Below are 19342 nucleotides of genomic sequence, written 5' to 3' on the forward strand. Positions count from 1 at the left end.
AAAATCCGGGGTCAGACCCGGCGGGTCTGACCCCAGCTCTACGCTGATGGTCATGCTCAGTTCATTGGCACGCACATTCCGCAGACAAAAAAATAGCCGCTCGAGAGCGGCTATTTTTATGCGTGGAAACTAAATCTTACGGTGCTTCCGGCGCTGCGACGGCTGGGGCGGTGAGCGGTTTGACGATCTTCACCTTGGCCTTGGCTTTCAGGTACTCGACGTAATCGAACATTTCCTGTTGCGCCAGGATGCCGCCGATCTGGTCTTTCTCTTGCTGGCGGCGGGCCTCGTCCACTTGCGCCGGCTGCTGCACCTTGCCGATGCGGTAGATGCCGTAGCCCAGGGCTGGCAAGTCCACGCCCACATAGGCTGGCAGCTTGCTCGTGTCGGCCTTCATGACTTGCGCGATGGCGGCACGGTTGATGCCGTCCAGCTTGCTACGCGATACCCATTGCGCCGCGCCGAAGCCCGTCGCATCGCCCGACGCCTTCAAGGCGGCCAGCTTGGTCTCGCCCGCCTTCTTGGCCAGCTTTTCCGCTTCTTCCAGGGTCACGCGCTGACGGATCATCGCTTCGACTTCGGCCAGCGGACGCTTCGTTGCCGGCTTGAATTCCACCACGCGGCCAGCGATCAGCACGTTAGGTGCGACGGTCACGGCTTCCGTGTTGCGCTTGTCTTTCAGCGAATCGTTCGAGAAGATGGCGGCCAGGAACTTGGCGTTGTTGAACGGCGCCTTGCCCAGTGCCGGCGACGGCGTGCGCGACAGGTTGGCGACGCTTTCCACTTTCAGTTTCAGCTTGTCGGCCACCGGCTTCAGGCTGTCCGATTGCTCGTAGACCGTGTTGGTAAACGTTTCCGCCATTTCCGAGTATTTCTTGGCAGCAAATTGCTTGCGCAGGTCGGCCGTGATTTCGCCGCGCACTTCATCGAGCGCACGCACGTGCTGCGGCTTGAGCGAGGTGACGGTCAGGATGTGGAAACCGAAATCGGAAGCGACGACATCGCTGATTTCGCCTTGCTTGAGTTTCGAAATAGCGCTCAGCAGCGGTGCCGGCAAGCCATCCTTGCCGATCACGCCCAGGTCGCCGCCCTGTTCCGCGGAGGCCGGGTCTTCCGACTTGGCTTTCGCCACGGCGGCAAAGCTGGCAGGCGCCTTGCGCACGTCAGCCAGGATCGCTTCAGCCTTGGCCTTGGCGGCTGCCTTGTCGGCGGCCGAGGCGTCTTTCTTGACGGCTACGAGGATGTGGCTGGCCTGGCGCGCTTCTTCCGTCGTGTAGGCTTTCTGGTTCTTCGCGTAGTAGCCGGTCACGTCGGCGTCTGTGACGTCGACTTGCTCGCCGGCGGCGCTGTCGTCCAGCACGACGTATTCGATCTTGGCTTGTTCCGGGATTTCAAAGAACTTGCTGTTCTTATCATAGAACGCCTTGATCATGGCGTCCGTCACTTTGACTTCCGACACGTACTGGGCGATTGGCAACAGCAGTTCCTGCACTTCACGCTCTTCCGAGGTGATGTCGGACAGGCGCTTGGACACGGTGTTCGGCGCGAAGGCGGTGCCTTGCACGGCGCCGGCCAGTTGCTGCAGGGCCAGGTCGCTGCGGCGGCGCGCATCGTACATCTGCGGCGTCATGCCCTGGGCAGCCAGCATGGCCTTGTAGCGTTCCAGGTCGAATTTACCGTCCGGCAAGGTCAAGCCTGGGATTTCCAGCACTTCCTTTTGCAGCACGGCATCGCTGATGACGAGGTGGCTACGGCCCACTTCGGCGGCCACGGCGCGCTCGGCGATCAGGTTGTCGAGGATGCTCTGGCGCGCTTCCGGCGTGTCAAACATTTTTTGGTCGAACTGCTCGCCCATCATCTGGCGGTAGCGGTCGATCTGCTGGCGTTGCGCTTCTTCATATTGCTGCTGCGTAACGACCTGGTCGCCGACCTTGGCGATGGTGTTCGCGCCATCGCCGAAGCTTTGGTAGCCGCTGATACCGACCAGTGCAAAAGACGGGACGATGACCAGCATCAGGAGAAACTGCATCAAGCGTCGATGGGTACGAATAAATTCAAACATGGTCAGCCAATTCGGGATGAGTGGATCACTATAAAAAAAGGCGAACATGCGTTCGCCTTGATTTCTTCGGCGGAATGGACGGGACAGATGTCCACTTCCCCTTTAGATTCAACAACTTGGCGCTGGAACTAAAGCAGGATTCTGACGCCCAAGCCATTATCTCCTGATTCTACAATGCCCATAGCGCTATAGCAAGAGTAAATCAGGGCGCGCGCCCTGCCCTGGCGTCGCCTGGATGGCAAGGCGCCGGACTCGGGCATTTAACCCGATGCAGCTTAAAGGGGATTTAAACGCCGGCGTTTTTATTCAACACGGCAGGCGGGAATTTTAAAAAGCAGGCGCGCCGAGATAATCTGGCGCTGGAAAAGAAAAACCCGCGCCACTTATTCAGCAGCGCGGGCTTCTATATTCTGGCGGAGCGGACGGGACTCGAACCCGCGACCCCCGACGTGACAGGCCGGTATTCTAACCAACTGAACTACCACTCCTTAAGAGCGTATTTTTTTGGCGGAGCGGACGGGACTCGAACCCGCGACCTCCGACGTGACAGGCCGGCATTCTAACCAACTGAACTACCACTCCGAAAAATACACAGTACTACTTGCATTTGTATCCAGGATCGCCATTCAAGAACGTCGATCCTGAAATCGCGGCACCCAAAGGCGCCGCCAAATGTTTCCGGTGATTGTCACCTCACCGAAGTCCGTTAGTTTACAGCATCCTTCAAAGCTTTACCAGCTTTAAATTTTGGAACTTTTGCTGCTTCGATCGTGATCGCTTCTTTGGTACGCGGATTGCGGCCGGTACGCTCAGCGCGTTCGCTGACCGAGAAAGTGCCAAAACCAACCAGCGTCACGCTGTCGTTGTTTTTCAAAGTTTCCGTCACGCCGCCGATAACAGCGTCGAGTGCGCGCGCAGCGGCGGCTTTGGAAATGTCAGCTTTTTCAGCAATGTGGTCGATCAATTCAGTCTTGTTCACTAGCATCCCCAATTACAAAGGTATAAAACGTTTACCGTATCGTTGCGGCACTTTTGGCACCACAGCTGTCCGGCGAAAAAAATGTGCAGGCGTATTAAACAAGCCACACTGTATATGTGTCAAGCGCTTTGGGGGCGCAATTCACGTTTCAATATAAAACAAGCGCTCTAAAAGCGCTTGTTTGGGGAAAACAGGGGTAAAACGTTAGTGTTTTACTACCTCACCGGCCGCGTCAGGCTTGGCCGCGGCAGCCGTAACAGCCTCCACCGCAGCGACGTCCGCCAACGCTTCAGGCATGCGTTCGAGGGCGATTTCCAGCACTTTGTCGATCCAGCGCACCGGCACGATCTCCAGTTTGTTCTTGACGTTGTCCGGAATATCGGCCAGGTCTTTCACGTTTTGCTCTGGAATCAGGACCGTCTTGATGCCGCCGCGATGGGCCGCCAGCAGCTTTTCCTTCAAGCCGCCGATCGGCAATACTTCACCGCGCAAGGTGATCTCGCCCGTCATCGCCACGTCGGCGCGCACGGGAATGCCCGTGAAGACCGACACCATCGCCACCGTCATGGCCGCGCCAGCCGAAGGACCGTCCTTCGGTGTCGCGCCTTCCGGCACGTGGATGTGGATGTCGCTCTTCTCGAACACGTCCGCCTTGATGCCCAGGCGCTGTGCCCGGCTGCGCACCACCGTGCGGGCTGCCTCGATCGACTCTTTCATGACGTCGCCCAGGGTACCCGTGCGGATGATGCCGCCCTTGCCCGGCATCGACACGGCTTCGATGGTCAGCAGATCGCCGCCCACTTCCGTCCATGCCAGACCGACCACTTGGCCTACCTGGTTTTCTTTCTCTGCGACACCGAAATCATAGCGGCGCACGCCGAGGAATTTATCCAGGTTCTTCGAGTTGACGATGACTTTCTTGTCGGATTTCTTCAGCAGCAGCATCTTGACCACCTTGCGGCAGATCTTCGACACTTCCCGCTCGAGCGAACGCACACCGGCTTCCCGCGTGTAGTAGCGGATGATGTCGCGCAGCGCCGACTCGGCCACCGAGATTTCCTCTTCCTTCAAGCCATTGTTCTTGATCTGCTTCGGCAACAGGTAACGCTGCGCGATGCTGGTCTTTTCATCTTCCGTATAACCGGACAGACGGATCACTTCCATGCGGTCGAGCAAGGCTGGCGGAATGTTGTACGAGTTCGACGTCGCCACGAACATCACGTCGGACAAGTCGAAATCGACTTCGATGTAATGGTCGGAGAACGTGTGGTTCTGTTCCGGGTCGAGCACTTCCAGCAGGGCCGACGACGGGTCGCCACGGAAATCGGCGCCCATCTTGTCGACTTCATCGAGCAGGAACAAGGGATTGCGCACGCCGACTTTCGACAGCGATTGCAGGATCTTGCCCGGCATCGAGCCGATGTAGGTGCGGCGGTGGCCGCGGATTTCCGCTTCGTCGCGCACGCCGCCCAGGGCCATGCGCACGAACTTGCGGTTCGTCGCGCGGGCGATGGACTGGCCCAGCGAGGTCTTGCCCACGCCCGGAGGACCGACGAAGCACAGGATAGGCGCCTTGAGCTTGTCGACGCGCTGTTGCACCGCGAGGTATTCCAGAATGCGTTCCTTGACCTTGTCGAGGCCGTAGTGGTCGCCCTCGAGCACTTTTTCCGCGTTCGCCAGGTCGTTATTGACCTTGGATTTCTTTTTCCAAGGCAAGTTGACGAGGGTGTCTATGTAGTTGCGCACGACGGTGGCTTCGGCCGACATCGGCGACATCAGCTTGAGTTTTTTCAACTCGTTGGTAGCCTTGTCGAGCGCTTCCTTCGGCATTTTGGCCGAAGCGACTTTTTTCTCCAGCTCGTCGAGGTCGGCGCCATCTTCGCCCTCGCCCAGTTCTTTCTGGATCGCCTTGACTTGCTCGTTCAGGTAGTACTCGCGCTGCGATTTTTCCATCTGGCGCTTCACGCGGCCGCGGATGCGCTTTTCCACCTGCAGGATGTCGAGTTCGCCTTCGAGCTGGCCCAGCAGGTGCTCGAGGCGCTTGGCCACGCTGAAAATTTCCAGGATGACTTGTTTTTGCTCAAGTTTCAGCGGCAAGTGCGCGGCCACCGTGTCGGCCAGGCGGCCGGCATCGTCGATGCCCGACAGCGAAGCGAGGATTTCCGGCGGGATTTTTTTGTTGAGTTTGACGTACTGGTCGAACTGCTGCACGATCGCCCGGCGCATGGCTTCGACTTCCGACTCGTCGCCCGGCTCGGACTCGAGCGGCGTCAGGTCGGCGATGAAGTGCGTCGGGGCATCGCTGATGTGGTTGATACGGGCACGCTGCGCGCCTTCGACCAGCACCTTGACGGTGCCATCGGGCAGCTTCAGCATTTGCAGAATATTGGCAACGCAGCCAATTTCATAGATATCCGAAGGAGACGGCTCGTCCTTCGCGGCTGCTTTTTGAGCGGCAAGCATGATGCTCTTGCCCTGCTCCATCGCAGCTTCCAGCGCCTTGATCGACTTTGGACGGCCAACGAACAGCGGTATCACCATATGCGGGAAAACGACGACATCCCGCAACGGCAATAACGGCAGTTGAGTTTGCTCAGTTAATTTGGAAGTTGTCATGGCGTACCTTATAGAAAGCGTGTTTACGATGTTGGCGCTCGCTGCCAAAACACAAGACCGGCGAGAATAAATAATTCTGTGAAACAAACATTTTTCTGTTTATTTCGCAAAACACACCCGCATGACGGTAATAAATGCAGTTTTCACAGTAAAAAAGCCACGCGCAGCTAAGCGCCGCGAGTGGCTTTCCGATTGAAGCCTGCACTCATTGATTTAAATTGTACTGCCATGCATTAAGGAATCAAAACCCTTTTTATGCATTTGTCTCGGCAGTTTTCAATTTTCTCCGGAGGCTTTGGCAGTCTCTTGATAAATCAACAAAGGTTTGGCGCCGCTGGTGATGGTATTTTCGTCGATGACGACTTTCACCACATTTTGTTCGCTCGGCAGTTCGTACATGACGTCCAGCAAAGCATGTTCCAGGATGGAACGCAGGCCACGGGCACCGGTCTTGCGCGCCAGCGCTTTCTTGGCGATCGCATGCAGGGCGGCCGGACGAATCTCCAGTTCCGCGCCTTCCATCTCGAGCAGCTTCGAATACTGCTTGATCAGCGCATTCTTCGGCTCGACGAGAATCTGGATCAGCGCCTCTTCCGTCAATTCCGCCAGGGTGGCGATGACGGGCAGGCGGCCCACCAGTTCCGGGATCAAGCCGAATTTCACCAGGTCTTCCGGTTCCGCTTGCAGCATCAGTTCGCTGGCCGAGCTTTGCGACTTGCTGCGCACCGTGGCCGAGAAGCCGATGCCGCTCTTTTCGGAACGGTTGGCGATCACTTTCGACAGGCCGTCGAAGGCGCCGCCGCAGATGAACATGATGTTGGTCGTGTCGATCTGCACGAAATCCTGGTTCGGATGCTTGCGGCCGCCTTGTGGCGGCACGGAAGCCATCGTGCCTTCGATGAGTTTCAGCAAGGCTTGCTGCACGCCCTCGCCCGACACGTCGCGCGTGATGGACGGATTGTCGGACTTGCGCGAAATCTTGTCGATTTCATCGATATAGACGATGCCGCGCTGGGCTTTCTCGACGTCATAGTTGCAGCTTTGCAGCAGCTTCTGGATGATGTTTTCCACGTCTTCACCCACGTAACCGGCTTCGGTCAGGGTGGTGGCGTCGGCGATCACGAACGGCACGTTGAGCATGCGCGCCAGGGTCTGTGCCAGCAGGGTCTTGCCCGAGCCGGTAGGACCGACCAGCAAGATGTTGCTCTTGGCCAGTTCGATGTCGTCTTTCTTGCCCAGGTGCTTGAGGCGCTTGTAATGGTTGTACACCGCCACCGACAGGATGCGCTTGGCAGTCTGCTGGCCGATCACGTACTGATCGAGCAAGGCGGCAATTTCTTGCGGCGTCGGCAGGTCGGATTTGGTACCGGTCACCGTCTCGATGCTCGACGTTTCATCACGGATGATGTCGTTGCACAGGTCGATGCACTCGTCGCAAATGAACACGGACGGGCCGGCGATGAGTTTCTTCACCTCGTGCTGGCTTTTGCCGCAGAACGAGCAATACAGTAATTTTTCGCCGCTAGAGGATTTTTTGTCTGACATAAGGCATTTTGGTTGGAACTGCATTAACAATATTGCAAAATCGCAAGCCGGATGATGGTTGCCGCCCGTTAAGGCAACTCCCCATGGCGCAAGTCAACAACGTGCACAAGCTCCATGCTACCCGAAATAAAAGCGAAACGCCCGAACGTTTGAGCGCCCGGGCGTTTACTTACGTACTTAGCAATACCGGTAGGGGCTCATCAAGCGCGGCTGGTCAACACTTTGTCGATCAAACCATACTCAACGGCCTCGTCGGCGGACATGAAACGGTCGCGGTCGGTGTCCTTGGCGATCTGTTCGATCGTCTGGCCCGTGCGCTCGGCCATGATGCCGTTCAAGCGGGTGCGCAGGTAAAGGATTTCCTTCGCCTGGATCTCGATGTCGGACGCCATGCCTTGCGAACCACCGGACGGCTGGTGAATCATGATGCGCGAGTTCGGCAGCGAGAAACGCTTGCCCTTGGCGCCAGCGGCCAGCAGGAAAGCGCCCATCGAAGCAGCCATGCCCGTGCACAGGGTCGAGACGTCCGGCTTGATGAACTGCATGGTGTCGTAGATGGCCATGCCGGCCGAGACCGAACCACCTGGCGAGTTGATGTAGAGCGAGATTTCCTTTTCCGGATTTTCGCTTTCCAGGAACAGCAGCTGGGCGACAACCAGGTTGGCCATCTGGTCATTGACCGGGCCGACCATGAAAATCAAGCGTTCCTTCAGCAAGCGCGAGTAAATATCATACGAGCGCTCGCCGCGACCGCTTTGTTCCACCACCATCGGCACCAGGCCGAGCATCTCTGTGTCCAGCGCCGGATTACGGTTCATACCTGTCATTTCATTTCCTTGTGAAGCAGTTAGGGGATGCTACCACCACCTTGGAACACCTGACAAAACCTACTGCGCGTCGCGATTTGCGGCCTCCGATGCTCACTGTGCATTCGCACAGCTCCGCTTCTCAGCCACAACTCCCATCCGCTCGCTACGGTTTTATCAGGTGTTAAAAGCGATCATGGCATCCCAATACCAACTGGTTTACGCTTGTGCGTTGCTTCCCATCAGTTCGTCGAAAGCAACTGCTTTCGTCGTGACTTTCGACAGGCCCAACACGTAAGTGACGACGTTTTCTTCCAATACAAGGGCTTCGATCTCACCCAGACGACGACGGTCGCTGTAGTAGTACTTCAGCACTTCGCGTGGATCTTCGTAGCTTTGGGCGAAATCTTCGATTTGCGCCTTGACTTGCTCAGGCGTAGCTTGCAGCTTGTTGTCGCCCACCAGTTGCGACAGGATCAGGCCCAGGCGTACGCGACGCTCGGCTTTGTCTGCGAACAGTTCTGCTGGGAAAGGCACGTCCTTGACGTTCATGCCGCGCTGCGCCATGTCCTGGCGGGTCATTTCGGCCAGGCGCTCGGAATCCTGAGCGATCAGCGTTTTTGGCACTTCCAGCTCAGCAACTTTGATCAGCGCGTCCATGACGGCTTCCTTGTTGCGTGCTTTCACGCGGCCAGCGACTTCGCGTTGCAGGTTGACTTTGATGTCTTCGCGCATTTTGGCCAGGTCGCCATCGGCAACGCCCAGCGATTTGGCGAATTCGGCATCGACTTCCGGCAGGTGCGCCCATTCCAGCTTTTGCAGGGTGATGGTGAACGAAGCGGTTTTGCCGGCTACGTCCTTGCCGTGGTAGTCCTCTGGGAACGACAATGGGAAAGTCTTCGACTCGCCCACTTTCAGGCCCAGGGTCGCTGCTTCGAATTCTGGCAGCATGCGGCCTTCGCCCAGCACGAAAGCGTAGCCTTCAGCTTTGCCGCCTGGGAATTCAACGCCGTCGATCGAGCCGACGAAGTCGACGGTCACGCGGTCGCCGTTGGCAGCGATCGGCTCACCGCCGTCGCCGTGTTCGCCAGCTTCGCCCTTGGTGTGGAAGTGCACGCGCTGCTTGCGCAGGATGTCGATGGTCTTGTCGATTTCGGCTTCCGACACGTCGGCTTGCACGGTTTCGATTTCAACGGCCGTCAGGTCGCCGATGGCGACTTCCGGATACACTTCGAACGTTGCGTCGAAAGCCAGCTGGCCTTCGGCTGCTTCTTCTTTCGGCACGATGTTCGGGAAACCGGCCACGCGCAGATTGTTTTCGTTGGCGGCGTCGTTGAACGCGCGGCCGACTTTGTCATTCAGCACTTCGGATTCAATTTGGTAGCCGTATTGTGCTGCGACCATTTTCAACGGCACTTTGCCCGGACGGAAGCCCGGTGCCTTAGCCGTACGGGCTTGCACTTTCAGGCGCTTCTCAACTTCCGTGCGGACGTCCGTCAGCGGGAAGGAGATCGTGATACGACGTTCGAGTTTGCCCAAGGTTTCGACTGCAGTTGCCATGTAAAAAATCGTCCAAAAAATAAACACTGTTGGTGCGAGAAAAGAAGACCCGACCCCTTGCGCCATCACTGGCGGCAAGACATGGGTCCAGCTTCACTCGCTCGCATATATCATCTGTAAAAGTACTGCAAACAGGACAATGGACCTGGTCTACCCGGCAGTGGGAAAACCCGCACCAGGCACCAAACAATCCGCCGCTTCCAGTACTGCGACAGGGCTCCGAGCGTCCAGCCTTGCTTCTAAGTAAATGCAGGGCCGGCCATCATTCGGTAAAGCGTGGCATTATAACAAAGGACTTCGGGAAAGTGGCTGGCTTTGCAGCGCGGCCACAGAGGATACCAGCGGCGGCGAACGAGTCGCCACAGCCTGGGGGTGCCCTGTCTTTACTCTTGCCCCGGCATTCTTTGTTTCGCCAGAGACAGGCTTTCCAGCCTGCTTCGTTCATTAGTATATGCGAACTGGCGCCCCGTCCGAAACAAAGAAATGCGCTCATAGCGAAGATTTCGGGCAAAAAACCTTTGATTTATCTCAATTTGGCCATTTTTCAGGTAAATCGCCGCCCATACCCCGCCCTATCCTGCCGTGCCGGACGAAAAATAGCGCGATGGAAGACGCATCCCATGACGAAAACACGGGAAGAACAAGAAGAAAAACAGGAAGATGCCTGCACGAGGCTGAAGAACAACTTGATGGTGCTGCACGTCCGGGCTGGAACAACCCGGATTGGTGCGGATGGGGAGACTCGAACTCCCAAGCCGAAGCACTGGCTTCTAAGACCAGCGTGTCTACCAATTCCACCACATCCGCATTTTTTCACTACCAGCAACAGACTGCCGCCGCGCAGACTGTCGTCTGCGCCTCCCTGATTTTAACAACTCGGGAGCGATCTGGCTACCGCAGACTCAACGAGCAAGCCCTCGGTAAAGCAAAGGCGGCATTCTACTGGATTTCCCAGAGGAATGCCGCCTTTTTTTGCCTATGCCCTGGCGCTGGCGGCTAGCCCTCTTTTGCGGTCGCCGGCGCCGGCTTCTTGACCCGGAACCAGGCCGCATACAGGGCCGGCAGGAACAGCAGAGTCAAGGCCGTCGCCAGGATCAGGCCGCCCATGATGGCGACCGCCATCGGGCCCCAGAACACGGAGCGCGACAATGGGATCATGGCCAGCGCGGCGGCTGCGGCCGTCAGCACGATGGGACGGCAACGGCGCACGGCCGAGTCGATGATGGCATCCCATGGAGCCGAGCCATCGCGGATGTCTTGCTCGATCTGGTCGACAAGGATCACCGAGTTGCGGATGATCATGCCGAACAGCGCGATGACGCCCAGGTTGGCCACGAAGCCCAGCGGACGGTGCAGCAGCAGCAAGGCAAACGCGGCGCCCGCCACGCCCAGCGGCCCCGTCAGGAAGACCAGCAGGGAACGCGAGAAACTGTGCAGTTGCAGCATCAGCAAGGTGAAGATGATGAAGATAGCCAGCGGCAAGTTCGCCGAGATCGACGCTTCCGCTTCGCCGCTGTCGGCCGCCACGCCCTTCACATTGATGCGGTAGCCGGCCGGCAACTTGGCCCGCAAGGCGTCCAGCTGCGGCGCCAGCTGCGTCGACACGGTGGCGCCCTGGATGCCGTCGATCACGTCCGACTGCACCGTAATGGCCCATTCGCGCTTGTCGCGCCAGACGACACCCGGTTCCCACACGAAATGCGCGCGGGCCAGCTGCGAGATGGGCACGGACTTGCCCGTTGCCGTCGGAATATTCGTGTCATTCAACACGGAAATCGTCGCCCGCTCTTCCAGTGGCTGGCGCACCTGGATATCGATCAGCTTATTGTCTTCGCGGAACTGGCCGATGACCGTGCCCGACAGGATCGTATTGGCCGCCTGCATCACCGTTTTCGACGTGACGCCCAGCGCGCGCATCTTGTCCTGATCCAGGTCCAGGCGCAATACTTTCACCGATTCATTCCAGTTGTCGTTCACGCCCAGGGTGTTCGGATTGGCGCGCATGATGTCCTTGACCTGGTCGGCGATGGCGCGCACACCGGCCACTTCCGGTCCCGTGACGCGAAATTGCACGGGATACGGCACGGGCGGTCCATTCGGCAACAGTTTGACGCGGCCCCGCACTTCCGGGAAATCTTTCTTGAAGACATCGACGATTTGCTGGCGCAAGCGTTCGCGGTCGGCCAGGCTCTTCGGCAAGACCACCACTTGCGACACGTTGGTCTGCGGGAAAATCTGATCCAGCGGCAAGTAGAAACGGGGGCTGCCCGTGCCGACATAGCTGGTGACGCTTTCCACGCCGTCGAGCTTGCCCACGAAGGCTTCGAATTTCTTCACCTGCTTTTCATTCGCGGCAAAGGTCGTGCCTTCGGGCGACCACAGCTCCACCATCAGTTCGGGACGGCTGGAATCGGGGAAGAATTGCTTTTCGATAAAGTTAAAGCCGTAAATGCCCAGCGCAAAGATGGCCAGGGTGGCGGCGATCGTCGTCTTGCGCCATTCCACGCACCAGGTGACGGCGCGGCGGAAGCGGCGGAAGTTCGGCGTATCGAACAATTCATGGTCGTTGTGCGCGTGCGGTTTGACTTTCAGCAAGACATAGCCGATGTAGGGCGTGAAGACGACGGCCACCACCCACGAGATGATCAGGGCCAGCGCATTGACGGAGAACAAGGAGAACGTGTATTCGCCGGCGGCCGACTTGGCCAGGCCGATGGGCAAAAAGCCCGCCACCGTGATCAGGGTGCCCGTCAGCATGGGCATGGCCGTCGACGTGTAGGCGAACGTGGCCGCGTCGAAGCGCGACATGCCCTCTTCCATCTTGCGCACCATCATCTCGACGGCGATGATGGCGTCATCGACCAGCAAGCCCAGCGCGATGATCAGGGCGCCCAGCGAAATCTTGTGCAAATCGATGTCGAGCAGGCGCATGAACAGGAAGGTGACGGCCAGCACCAGCGGAATGGTCAGCGCCACCACCAGGCCCGGACGCACGTCGATGCGCAGCGGTTTCGTGTGCAAGCCCAGCGCGACAAAGCTGACTGCCAGCACGATCAGAATCGCCTCGACCAGGGTGTGCACGAACTCGCCCACGGAGGCGGACACGGCTTCCGGCTGGTTCGACACGCGCTGCAGTTCTATGCCGACCGGCAACTCGCTCTTCATGCGCGTGACCGTTGCCTGCAAGGCCTTGCCCATGTCGATGATATTGCCGCCCTTTTCCATCGACACGCCCAGGCCGATCACTTCCTTGCCGTTGAAACGCATCTTGTCCTTCGGCGGATCGATGAGTTCACGTTTCACGGTAGCAAAATCACCGAGGCGGAAGGTGGTGCCGTTGGCGCGCAATTCCAGGTTTTCCAGGTCCTTGACGGTCAGCATGGCGCCCGTCACGCGCACTTGCAGATTGTCCGTCGGCGTCACCAGCACGCCCGTGGCGTTGATGCTGTTTTGCGCGGACAGTTGCTGCACGATGGCGTCGAAAGGAATGCCCAGCTGGGCAAATTTCTTGTGAGAAAAGACAATATTGATCTTTTCATCCTGCACGCCGAACAGTTCCACCTTCGATACCTGCCCTACGGCCAGCAATTCCTGGCGCACCTTGTCCGCGTAATCCTTCATTTCCGCGTAGGTAAAACCGTCGCCGGACAGGGCGAAGATGGAGCCATACGTGTCGCCGAACTCGTCATTGAAGAACGGGCCCACGACGCCGGCCGGCAAGGTGCCCTGGATGTCGCCGATCTTCTTGCGCACCTGGTACCAGGCGGCGGCCGTTTCCTTGGGCGGCGCCGATTCGCGCAGTTCCAGCAGGATCAGGGTTTCGCCCGGCTTCGAATAGCTGGTGATTTCGTCGATGTACGGCGTTTCCTGCAGTTTCTTTTCCAGCTTGTCCGTCACCTGCTCGGCCATCTGCAAGGCCGTGGCGCCGGGCCAGTACGCTTGCAGCACCATGGCGCGGAAAGTAAACGGAGGATCTTCATCCTGGCCCAGGCTGGCGTAGCTGAGCATGCCGCCGATCAGCAGCACAGCCATCAAGTAACGCGTCAGCGGGATGTGTTCGAGCGCCCAGCGCGACAGATTGAAACCGCCCTTCATTTGGCCGCACCCACGCTGACGGCGGCGGCACCGGCGGCAGGCTTGCTGGCCAGTTCGGCGCCGAGGATGGTCACTTTCTGGCCCGGCTTGAGCAGGTTGACGCCGGCCGTGACCACGGTCTGGCCCGCTTTCACGCCCGAGGTCAGCAGCAGCTCATTGCCCGCCACGCCGCCCACCGTCACCGGCACCAGCTTCACGGCGCCGTTTTCCACCACCCATACGGAACTTTGCGATTTCTCATTGAACAGGGCCGTCAGCGGCACCTTGATCTGCGGCGTGGCCGTTTGCGAGGCGAACTGCACCACGGCCGTCATGCCCAGGCGCGCCTGCGGCGCGTCCGGGATGCTGACCTTGGCGATATAGGTGCGCGTGGCGGCATCGGCCACGGGCGACACTTCGCGTATCTTGCCCGGCAAGCCCTGCTTCGGGTCGGCCCACAGGCGCACCACCACATCCTTGACGCCGCGCAAGGTCTCGACCTTGTCTTCAGGAATGCCGATCACGACTTCCTTCTCGCCGCTCTTCGCCACTTGCACGACGGGCGCGCCGGGCGCCACCACCTGCCCCACTTCGGCCTCGATGCGCGTGACGACGCCATCGACGTCGGCCAGCAAGCTGGCATAGCCGGACTGGTTCGCCTGGCCACGGTACAGGGCCTGGGCCGCTTCCACGTTCGCCTGCGCCGCCTTGTAGGTGGCATCCTTGCCGTCAAGTACGGCCTGGCTGACGAAATTTTTCTCGCGCAAATCCTGGTAACGCTTCAATTCCGCGCGCGCCAGGTCGCGGCTCGTTTCCGCGCTGACGAGCGACGCCTTGGCCTGCGCCTGCGACAGCTGCAAGTCGGCAGGGTCGAGCTGCATCAGCACTTGCCCCTTGCTGACGCTGGCGCCCACGTCCACCTTGCGCGCGACGATCTTGCCGCCCACGCGGAAGCCCAGCTGCGATACGACACGGGGCACGACCTCGCCCGACAGCTCGGCACTCACGTCAACATTACTGCTAGACAATACGATCGCGCGCACGGGGCGCACGTCTTCCACTTTGACGGCAGGCTTGGAACAAGCCGCCAGGGTCAGCGCCAGGGCGGCGGCGGCAATCAGCCGCAGGGCGGGAAGTGCGGGAGCGCCGGTCTCGCGGCGCAGGGTTTTCAGGGCAAACAAGGTATTTTCCTTTACTATGCGGGCTGCAATATTTTTATGCGGAGAAACTTTTTGCTTGTCCTTTGGGCCAAGCCAAACTTTTTCGCACGCGATATCCTTAAATTTGTGACAATATCAGCTTGGTCATCGCGGGGAGCGATTTCCCCCTAATGACTTTCTGGTTATTAATTATAATCGTGCGTAAAAGTTTTTAGTGACTTTTGCGTCATTAATCTTGAGACGTACAACGTCCGGCCCCATTCCAGCGTGTGAGGGTGCCGGACAAACGCAAGACTAGAGAAGTGTGTTCATGCCTGTAGACCATTACGAAAATTTTCCTGTTGCATCATTTTTACTGCCGCGCCGCCTGGTGCCCGCCGTCGAAGCCATCTATGCCTTCGCCCGCAGCGCCGACGACCTGGCCGATGAGGGCGACGCCACGCCGGCCGAGCGCCTGGCGGCCCTGCACGCCTATGAAGAAGCGCTGGGCCGCATAAACCGCCACGAAGGCCATGCCGGCGAGAACGCCGCCATGTTCGAGCGCCTGGCCGCCGTCATCGCCAAACACCAGCTGCCGCTGAAGCCGTTTTACGATCTGCTGTCGGCATTCAAACAGGATGTGGAAACGACGCGCTACGCCAGCTATGACGATGTGCTCGATTACTGCGCCCGCTCGGCCAACCCCGTGGGGCTGCTGATGCTGCACCTGTATGGCGCGGCCGATGAACAGAATGTACGCGATTCCGATGCGATATGTTCAGCTTTGCAACTAATTAATTTCTTGCAAGACGTCGCCATCGACCAGCAAAAAGAGCGCATCTACCTGCCGATGGAAGACTTGAGCCGCTTTGCCGTCTCCGCCGCCGCCTTCGAGCGGCCCGAGGCCCACGGCAAGTGGAGCGCCCTGATGCGCTTCGAAGTGGCCCGCACGCGCGCCCTGATGCTGTCCGGTGCGCCGCTGGCCCTGCGCTTGCGCGGGCGCATCGGCTGGGAATTGCGCCTGGTGGTGCAAGGCGGCTTGCGCATCCTCGAATGCATCGAAGCCGTCAATTACGACGTGTTCCGGCGCCGTCCCAAGCTGGAGAAACGCGACTGGCTGATCATTTTCTGGCGCGCCCTGCGCATGTCGCGCAAAAGCTTGCATCAAGAGACACAAGTAAAAACGGCTTTTCCCCCGTCGCCCACTCTGTAAGACGATAGAATAGCGGCTTCGATCTGCAACCCTTGCTCTTTTGACTATGTCTCCCGACGAATACTGCCAACAAAAGGCCGCCCAGAGCGGCTCCAGCTTCTACTACAGCTTCCTGTTCCTGCCCGCCGAGCGCCGCAAGGCCATCACGGCCCTGTACGCCTTCTGCCGCGAAGTCGATGACACGGTCGATGAATGCACGGACGAAGCCGTGGCACGCACCAAGCTGGTCTGGTGGCGCAAGGAAGTCAAGGCCATGTACGAGGGCATCCCCACGCATCCCGTGATGCGCGCGCTGGAACCGCATCTGGCCGTGTATCAACTGGAAGAAAAGCATTTGCAGGCCATCATCGACGGCATGGAGATGGACTTGAACCAGACCCGCTACCTCGATTACCAGGCCATGAGCCGCTATTGCTGGCATGTGGCCAGCGTGGTGGGCATCTTGTCGGCCAGCATCTTTGGCGCGACCCGCCCGGAAACCCTGCTGTACGCGGAAAAACTGGGCCATGCCTTCCAGCTGACCAACATCATCCGCGACGTGGGCGAAGATGCGCGCAAGGGGCGCATCTATTTGCCGATCAGCGAATTGCAGCAATTTAATGTGACGGCGGCCGACTTGCTGAACGCGCGCCACAGCGAAAACTTTGAAAACCTCATGCGTTTCCAGGTGGCGCGCGCGCAAAAGGCGTATGACGAAGCTTTCGCGCTGTTGCCAGCCGAGGATCGCCGCGCCCAGCGTCCGGGCCTGATCATGGCCGCCATCTACCGCACCCTGCTCAACGAAGTCGAGCGCGACGGCTACCACGTGCTGAAACAGCGCATCTCGCTCACGCCGATCCGCAAACTGTGGCTGGCCTGGAAGACCTGGGTTCGTGGCTAAGCCTATCGTGAAGCAACGCTACGCCGTCATCGGCGCCGGCTGGGCTGGCTGCGCGGCGGCCATGGAACTGGCGCGCGCCGGCCACCCGGTGACCGTCTTCGAGGCGGCGCGCACCCTGGGCGGGCGCGCGCGCCGCGTCGAGAGAGAAAACACCGTGCTCGACAACGGCCAGCATATCTTGCTGGGCGCCTACACGGAAACCTTGCGCCTGATCAAACTGGCGGGGCAAGACCCGGACGAACTGATCCTCACGCTGCCCCTGCAGATGCGCTATCCGGACGGCTCCGGGGGCATGGATTTCATCGCGCCCCGCCTGCCCGCGCCGCTGCACCTGGTCTGGGCCCTGCTGCGCGCCACGGGACTATTGCGCGCCGACAAACTGGCCCTGATGCGCTTTTCCACCGCCATGCGGACGATGGGCTGGCAACTGTACAACGATTGCACGGTCAGCGAATTGCTGCAGCGCTTCGACCAGACGGACACTTTGTGCCGGCTGATGTGGCACCCGCTGTGCCTGGCCGCCCTGAATACCCCGCCCGAGCGCGCCTCGGCCCGCGTCTTCCTCAACGTGCTGCGCGACAGCCTGGGCGCCAGCCGCCGCCGCGCCTCGGACATGCTGGTCCCGAAGGCGGACCTGAGCAGCGTCTTGCCCGACGCGGCCGCCCGCTATGTGGAACAACATGGCGGTGCAGTGCGCACGGGCGCCAAGGTGGCCGCCCTGCAGGCGCTGCCCGACGGCCGCTGGCGGCTCGATGACGGCGTCGACGATGGAGATATCTTTGACGGCGTCATCGTCGCCACCTCGTCCGTGCAAGCGGCCGGCCTGCTGCAAGGCTTGCAGGACGCGCGCCTCGATGACGTTATTGCCAAAATGCAAGCCTTCACGCCGGAAGCGATCAGTACCTGCTACCTGCAATACGACGCCTCGGTGCGCCTGGACTTGCCGTTCTACGCCCTCGTCGATACGCCGGCGAACCGGCACTGGGGCCAGTTCGTCTTCGACCGGGGCCAGCTCGACAGCAAACAGGCCGGCTTGCTGGCCGTCGTCATCAGCGCTTCCGGCCCTGCCGCCGAGCAAGGCCACGGGCCGCTGGCGCAAGCCATCGCGGCGCAGCTGGCGCAAGTGTTGCAGCGCCCTGCCCTGGCCCAGCCCCTGTGGACCCAGCTGATCACGGAAAAGCGCGCCACGTTCGCCTGCACGCCGGACCTGGCGCGCCCCGGCAACGCCAGCGGCGTGCAGGGCTTGCTGCTGGCCGGCGACTACACGGCGAATGACGACCGCACGCTTGACTATCCGGCCACCATCGAGGCGGCCGTGCGCAGCGGCGTGGCGGCGGCCAAGGTCGTCACCACGGGCAAGGCGGCAAAGTAGACTTGACGGTGCATCCTCCCCTGGCGTCGCTCGCCCCCGCGAAATTGCATTCTGTCGCACCGTGCTGGTGCGCTCGCGTGCGCTTGGGTACAGTCTGATCATCGACAACGGCCATGCCACGAGGAATACCATGCACACCACCTTGCACTTGAAAAACAGCTTGAAAGCCCTGGCGCTGCTGGCGGGTGTGGTGCTGGCCACCTTGATCGTCATGCAGGTACAGCAGGCGCCACAGGCACCGTTGCTGCTGAGCCAGGCAAGCATGTTGCTGCCGGCAGTGGGCTGAAGCGGCGGACAGGAAGAATATGATGAACAAGCAAGATTATCTCGACGCGCTGCGGCGCGCACTGGCAGGCTTGCCACCGGACCTGGTGGCCAAGACGCTCGACTATTACGAGCAGACCTTCATCGAAGGCGCTGCGGCCGGCCGCAGCGAGCACGAAATCGCCGACGACCTGGGCGACCCGAAAAAAATCGCCCTCACCTTGCGCAGCAGCACCCATCGCCAGGCTTTCGAGCAAAAGAAAACGCCCGTCAACCTGCTGCGCCTGCTCGTCTCGCTGGTGGGCCTGGCCATCTTCAACCTGTTCATGGTCGTGCCTGCCGCCGTCTACGCGGCCCTGCTGGCCACCCTGTACGCCGTCGGCCTGAGCTTTTACCTGGCCGGCATCGCCATCACGGCCAGCGGCTTGTCCGGCGCCAACGAACTGGTGCTCGACGGCCCCCTGCGCCACGTCTTCATCCATGACGATGACGGCGGCGAAGGCGGCGAACGGCGCGAAACGCGCATCACCATCGGCGACACGGGCATCGAAGTCGACCACGTGCCCGGCCCCGTCAAAGCCGAGTCCACACCCGAGGCACCGGGCGCCTCGTCGCGCATGATGGAACGGGCCGAAGCGCTGGCCGGCGGCGGCATCCGCATCTCCACCGACATGGACCGCGATGCGCGCACCACGCAAACCGTGTTTGGCGTGGGCATGCTGCTCGGCGGCATCGCCATCTTCCTGCTCAGTCTGGTCGTAACGCGCTATACCTTGATCGGCATCAAGCGCTACGTTGCCATGAATGTTTCCCTGCTCAAAGGTCACTAGAA

13 protein-coding genes and 3 tRNA genes are annotated in these 19342 nt (G+C 59.9%); 5 read left to right on the forward strand and 11 right to left on the reverse strand.

Features of this window, described 5'->3' with window-relative positions; all coding sequences use genetic code 11:
- Window positions 1-136: 136 nt before the first annotated feature.
- From OX460_RS06180 to OX460_RS06230, 11 genes are all read right to left on the reverse strand, one after another.
- Complete coding sequence (locus OX460_RS06180; protein WP_289898076.1) at window positions 137-2062, reverse strand: SurA N-terminal domain-containing protein; 1926 nt, start codon at window positions 2060-2062, stop codon at window positions 137-139.
- A 411-nt stretch (window positions 2063-2473) separates the two neighbouring features.
- Window positions 2474-2550 (reverse strand) — tRNA-Asp (locus tag OX460_RS06185).
- A gap of 17 nt (window positions 2551-2567) precedes the next feature.
- Window positions 2568-2644 (reverse strand) — tRNA-Asp (locus OX460_RS06190).
- A 124-nt stretch (window positions 2645-2768) separates the two neighbouring features.
- Window positions 2769-3041, reverse strand: a complete 273-nt coding sequence (locus OX460_RS06195) for an HU family DNA-binding protein (RefSeq protein ID WP_010398442.1) — start codon at window positions 3039-3041, stop codon at window positions 2769-2771.
- A 204-nt stretch (window positions 3042-3245) separates the two neighbouring features.
- Complete coding sequence (lon, locus tag OX460_RS06200) at window positions 3246-5657, reverse strand: endopeptidase La (protein WP_034787304.1); 2412 nt, start codon at window positions 5655-5657, stop codon at window positions 3246-3248.
- 276 nt (window positions 5658-5933) lie between these two features.
- The gene (gene clpX / locus OX460_RS06205) at window positions 5934-7202 is read right to left on the reverse strand and encodes an ATP-dependent Clp protease ATP-binding subunit ClpX (RefSeq protein WP_010398446.1); all 1269 of its coding nucleotides are present in this window, start codon (window positions 7200-7202) and stop codon (window positions 5934-5936) included.
- A 200-nt stretch (window positions 7203-7402) separates the two neighbouring features.
- Window positions 7403-8029 carry an ATP-dependent Clp endopeptidase proteolytic subunit ClpP gene (gene clpP / locus OX460_RS06210; protein ID WP_034787300.1) on the reverse strand — a complete coding sequence of 209 codons (627 nt, stop codon included), beginning with the start codon at window positions 8027-8029 and terminating at the stop codon, window positions 7403-7405.
- 198 nt (window positions 8030-8227) lie between these two features.
- The gene (gene tig, locus OX460_RS06215) at window positions 8228-9568 is read right to left on the reverse strand and encodes a trigger factor (RefSeq protein ID WP_077409110.1); all 1341 of its coding nucleotides are present in this window, start codon (window positions 9566-9568) and stop codon (window positions 8228-8230) included.
- A 724-nt stretch (window positions 9569-10292) separates the two neighbouring features.
- A tRNA-Leu gene (locus tag OX460_RS06220) sits at window positions 10293-10375 on the reverse strand.
- A gap of 189 nt (window positions 10376-10564) precedes the next feature.
- Window positions 10565-13663, reverse strand: a complete 3099-nt coding sequence (locus OX460_RS06225) for an efflux RND transporter permease subunit (protein WP_099664143.1) — start codon at window positions 13661-13663, stop codon at window positions 10565-10567.
- Window positions 13660-14823 (reverse strand): efflux RND transporter periplasmic adaptor subunit, encoded by a 1164-nt coding sequence (locus tag OX460_RS06230; protein ID WP_289898077.1) that lies wholly within the window; start codon window positions 14821-14823, stop codon window positions 13660-13662. The genes OX460_RS06225 and OX460_RS06230 overlap by 4 nt, the downstream gene beginning before the upstream one ends.
- A gap of 289 nt (window positions 14824-15112) precedes the next feature.
- Here OX460_RS06230 and hpnC point away from each other — a divergent pair, with 289 nt between their 5' ends.
- The 5 genes from hpnC to OX460_RS06255 all read left to right on the forward strand — a co-directional run bounded on the left by hpnC (window position 15113) and on the right by OX460_RS06255 (window position 19340).
- Complete coding sequence (gene hpnC, locus OX460_RS06235) at window positions 15113-15994, forward strand: squalene synthase HpnC (protein WP_289898078.1); 882 nt, start codon at window positions 15113-15115, stop codon at window positions 15992-15994.
- Window positions 15995-16040: 46 nt separating this feature from the next.
- Complete coding sequence (gene hpnD / locus OX460_RS06240) at window positions 16041-16874, forward strand: presqualene diphosphate synthase HpnD (RefSeq protein WP_077403957.1); 834 nt, start codon at window positions 16041-16043, stop codon at window positions 16872-16874.
- Entirely contained in the window at window positions 16867-18246 is a 1380-nt protein-coding gene (gene hpnE, locus OX460_RS06245) for a hydroxysqualene dehydroxylase HpnE (protein WP_289898079.1), read from the forward strand. Before hpnD ends, hpnE begins: the two co-directional genes overlap by 8 nt.
- Window positions 18247-18376: 130 nt before the next feature.
- On the forward strand, window positions 18377-18532 hold the full coding sequence (locus OX460_RS06250) for a hypothetical protein (RefSeq protein WP_180278542.1): 156 nt from the start codon (window positions 18377-18379) through the stop codon (window positions 18530-18532).
- Window positions 18533-18551: 19 nt separating this feature from the next.
- A complete protein-coding gene (locus tag OX460_RS06255) occupies window positions 18552-19340 on the forward strand; it encodes a DUF1700 domain-containing protein (protein WP_289898080.1) in 789 nt (262 codons plus the stop codon).
- Window positions 19341-19342 lie beyond the last annotated feature (2 nt).

It is taken from the genome of Janthinobacterium sp. SUN033 (genome assembly GCF_030397595.1).
Lineage (GTDB): Bacteria > Pseudomonadota > Gammaproteobacteria > Burkholderiales > Burkholderiaceae_D > Janthinobacterium > Janthinobacterium kumbetense.